The following is a 3907-nucleotide window of genomic DNA, read 5'->3' as shown; positions in this document are numbered from 1 at the left end:
AGCACGGTGTAGCAGGTGGGGCAGATCGCGACCACGGGCTCCGGCGCCGCGGGCTTGCGCACCGTGGCGCTCGCGGCCTTGCGGCGCGGGGCGGCCTTGCGGACGGCGGGGGCGGGCGTCGCCGGCGCCAGCGGCGCGATGACGTCGAACCCGTGCTTGCGCAGGATCGCGGCGTCGTCGCACTTGGCGTCCACGAGGTCCTCGGCGCGGGCCGGGCTGCCGGTCGCGAACTTGTGCGCCACCCCGAGCACCGCCTTCGAGTCGTACGCGCGGTCCTCGTGGACGAACGTGTGGCCCGGGGTCCGGGTGAAGCCGTAGACGCCGACGAAGGCGTCGGCGCCGCGGTCGTCGTACTCCTCGATCGCCCGGAGGAGGTGCTGGCGCGTCACGCTCGAGAAGGTAGCCACGGCCTCAGGCTAGTCGTGTCCGGGGGGCGCTCCGGACCTTCGGGGGCCGACTGTGGCGAGCGCCGCACGCGCCGGGCCTCCGGAAGGCGCGCGTCGGGCGGCGTCACGGCCGCGCGAGCAGGTCGGCGAGCGCGTCGTCGAGGGTCGGGTGCCGGAAGGCGAACCCGGCGTCGGCGAGCACCCGGGACGTGGCGTGCCGGCCGGTGAGCGCGAGCGCGGGGTCCGTGCGCAGCGCGACGGCGCCCAGGCGCAGCAGGGGCGCGGGCGTCGGGAGGGCGAGCCGTCGTCCCCGGGCGCGGCGCAGCGCGGCCATGAGGTCGCGGTTGCGCACCGGGTGCGGCGCCGCGGCGACGACGGGCCCGTCCGGGAGGCGCACCCCGGGCGCGAGCCCGAGCGCGGCGCGCGCGACGCGGAGCCAGTCGTCGACGTGGATCCAGCTGAACCACTGGTCGCCGGGGCCGACGGGCCCGCCGAGCCCGAGCCGGGCGAGGAGCAGGAGGCGGTCCAGGGCCGGGGTCGCGGCGTCGAGCACGATCGAGGTGCGCAGCACCACGAGGTGCCGGGCGCGCGCGCCGCGGACGGACTCCTCCCACGGCCGGGCGACGCCCGTCATCTGCGGGAGACCGTCGTCGGGCAGCGGGCTCGACTCGGTGACGCGGCGCTCGCCCGCGTCGGACCAGATCGCCGTGGTGGAGGCCTGGAGCCAGCGGGACACCGGATGCCCGAGCCGGGCGGACGCCGCGACCAGCGCGGTCGTCGCGTCGACCCGCGACCGCCGCAGCTCCTCGACGTTGCGGGGCGTCGGGCGGCAGTCCACCAGCCGGCCCGCGAGGTTGACCACGCCGACGTCGCCCTCGGTGGCGGCCAGCTCGTCGGCCCAGGGGCCGACGGTGCGGGCGTCCCAGGCGACCTCGCGGACGTCCCGCCCCGCGCCCCGCCCTGCGCCGCGGCCGGGGGAGCGGGTGAGGACCACGACCTCGTGCCCGCGCCCGACGAGGTCCGCGCACAGGGCGCGGCCGAGGGAGCCGGAACCGCCGGCGACCACGATCTTCATGCGGGGAGTCTGACAGCCGTGCCGACATCCTCCGTGGCGACGCTCGCGTGGACGCCGCGCTGCGGCGACGGACCCGACGTCTAGAATCGATTCGTGCGCCGGAAAGCCCTTGCCAGCACGTCCGACCAACCCTTCCTCGACGGCCAGCGGCCGGTGCGGTCGCTGCTGCGGCTGCTCGGGACCCAGCCGCGCCGCATGACGATCGCCCTCGCCGCGTTCGCGGTCAAGGAGACGCCGCTGTGGTTCCTGCCGGTCATCACCGGCGCGGTCATCGACATCGTGGCCGACGACGGCCCGGTGACGTCCGTGCTGGCGTGGTTCGCGGTGGCGGTGGTGCTCCTCGCGCAGAACTACCCGAACCACATCGTGTACACGCGTCACTTCATGACGGTGGTGCGCGGCACCGGCGCCGCACTGCGCAACGCGCTGGTGGAGCGGCTGCAGGAGCTGTCCATCGGCTACTACTCCCGCGCCAGCTCCGCCGTCGTGCAGAGCAAGGTGGTGCGCGACGTCGAGAACGTCGAGCTCATGCTGCAGCAGGTGACGCACCCGCTGCTGTCGGCGGCCATGGTGATGATCGGCGCGGTCACGATGACGGCGATCAAGGTGCCCGAGTTCCTGCCCGTCTACGCCCTCGCGATCCCGACGGCGCTGCTGATCCGCCGCACGATGTCGCGGCGCTCGCAGGCGCGCAACGCGGAGTTCCGCCGCGAGATCGAGGGCTTCTCCGCGCAGGTGGGGGAGATGGCGTCGCTCATCCCGGTGACGCGCGCCCACGGCCTGGAGCGCACCGCCGTCTCCCGGGTGGCCGACGGCGCGGACGAGGTGCGGCGCGCCGCGCTGCGCCTCGACCTGCTCAACGGGCGGGTGGCGTCGGTGTCGTGGGTCGCCATGCAGCTGCTGGGCGTGTGCTGCCTGGTGCTGGCCGCGGTGGTCTCGCTCACCGGGTTCATCGCCGTCACGCCCGGCGAGGTGGTGCTGCTGTCCACGTACTTCGGGCTGCTGACCCAGGGGCTGACCCAGGTGCTCAACCTCGTGCCCGTCACGGCCCGCGGCGTGGAGTCCGTGCGGTCGATCGCGGAGGTGCTCGCCGAGCCCGATCTGGAGCGGAACGAGGGGCGCCGGCACGTGGACGCCGTGCAGGGGCGCCTGCGGCTCGAGCACCTCTCGCACCGGTACGACGACGCGGCCGAGGACGCGCTGCACGACGTCGACCTCGAGGTGCGCGAGGGCGAGACCGTCGCCTTCGTCGGCCCGTCCGGCTCCGGCAAGTCCACCCTGCTCAACCTCGTGCTCGGGTTCGTACGGCCCACGTCCGGTCGCATCCTGCTGGACGGCGCGGACATGGCGGGCCTCGACCTGCGCACCGTGCGGCGGTCGGTGTCGGTGGTGCCGCAGGAATCGGTGCTGTTCGAGGGCACGATCCGCGAGAACGTGGCGTACGGGCTGGACGAGGACGCGGCGACCGACGACCGGGTGCGCGCCGCCCTGCGCGACGCGAACGCGCTCGAGTTCGTCGACGCCCAGCCCGACGGCTGGGACACCGTCGTGGGGCAGCGGGGCGCCCGGCTGTCCGGCGGCCAGCGCCAGCGCCTGGCGATCGCCCGGGCGCTGGTGCGCGACCCGCGCATCCTGTTCCTCGACGAGGCCACCAGCGCGCTCGACCCGGAGGCCGAGGCCACCGTCCGCGACGCCCTCGACCGGCTGATGCGCGACCGCACCACGCTGGTCGTCGCGCACCGCCTGTCCACCGTGCGCGCCGCGGACCGCATCGTCGTGCTCGAGCGCGGCCGCGTGGTGGAGGTCGGCAGCCACGACGAGCTGATGCGCCGCGGCGCCCGGTACCCCGCGCTGCACGCGGCGCAGGCGGGGGCGGCGTAGTGCCCCGCGTGGTGCCCCGCGGGGTGGTCTCTGCGGCGGCCGGGTCAGGCGGCGGTGCGCAGCGCGGGGAGCGCGGCGACGACGTCGTCGAGCTCGTGCAGGGCCGCCTCGCCGGAGCTGAGCACCACCACGAACTCGGTGACGCCCACGGCCGCGTACCGCTCGACCAGCGCGGGCAGGTCCGCCACGGGATGCTCGCGCAGCCGCAGCTGGACCGTGCGCCGGATCGTCGCCGGGTCGCGGCCGACGTCCTCGCAGTGTCGCTCCAGCACGTCGCCGAGCGCCGCGAGCTGCTCGGGCGTGCTGGACGTGTCGTTCCACGCGTCGGCGTACTGCGCGACCAGCCGCAGGGTGCGGCGCGGCCCCGACCCGCCCACCCAGACCGGCGGGGGCGGGCGCCGCCCCGGGCTGGGCTCCGCCGCCGCCGCGGCGCGCCGGGAGGGCCGGCCCCCCGCCGCGGGGGGCGGGCGCGGCCCCAGGGGCCGGGGGGCCCCGCGGGGCCCCCCCCCCCGCGGGGCACGGGGGCCCCCCGCCATGATGGCGACGTCACCGACGACCTGGCCCC

At 76.4% G+C, this 3907-nt stretch carries 4 protein-coding genes; 1 reads left to right on the top strand and 3 read right to left on the bottom strand.

Annotated elements, in window-relative coordinates; translation table 11 throughout:
* Together ACQFYA_RS21340 and ACQFYA_RS21335 are read right to left on the bottom strand one after the other, a co-directional pair.
* The coding region (locus tag ACQFYA_RS21340) for a ScoMcrA-related endonuclease (RefSeq protein ID WP_499127902.1) at window positions 1-407 on the bottom strand (407 nt) is incomplete at its 3' end.
* Window positions 408-510: 103 nt separating this feature from the next.
* A complete protein-coding gene (locus ACQFYA_RS21335; RefSeq protein ID WP_499127900.1) occupies window positions 511-1461 on the bottom strand; it encodes a DUF1731 domain-containing protein in 951 nt (316 codons plus the stop codon).
* A 93-nt stretch (window positions 1462-1554) separates the two neighbouring features.
* Here ACQFYA_RS21335 and ACQFYA_RS21330 point away from each other — a divergent pair, with 93 nt between their 5' ends.
* Window positions 1555-3342 carry an ABC transporter ATP-binding protein gene (locus tag ACQFYA_RS21330; protein ID WP_499127898.1) on the top strand — a complete coding sequence of 596 codons (1788 nt, stop codon included), beginning with the start codon at window positions 1555-1557 and terminating at the stop codon, window positions 3340-3342.
* Between the two features lie 44 nt (window positions 3343-3386).
* Here the strand turns inward: ACQFYA_RS21330 and ACQFYA_RS21325 are convergent.
* On the bottom strand, window positions 3387-3907 hold a 521-nt coding region (locus ACQFYA_RS21325; RefSeq protein WP_499127896.1), incomplete at its 5' end, for an LLM class flavin-dependent oxidoreductase.

It is taken from the genome of Promicromonospora sp. Marseille-Q5078 (assembly GCF_050315395.1).
Classification (GTDB): Bacteria; Actinomycetota; Actinomycetes; order Actinomycetales; family Cellulomonadaceae; genus Isoptericola.
The sequence above is the reverse complement of the archived record's forward strand: the minus strand, read 5'-3'. Positions and strand labels throughout refer to the sequence as shown.

Excerpts from the sequence above, each read along its gene's own strand:
- ACQFYA_RS21335 (WP_499127900.1), bottom strand. The coding sequence starts at position 1,461 with ATGAAGATCGTGGTCGCCGGCGGTTCCGGCTCCCTCGGCCGCGCCCTG.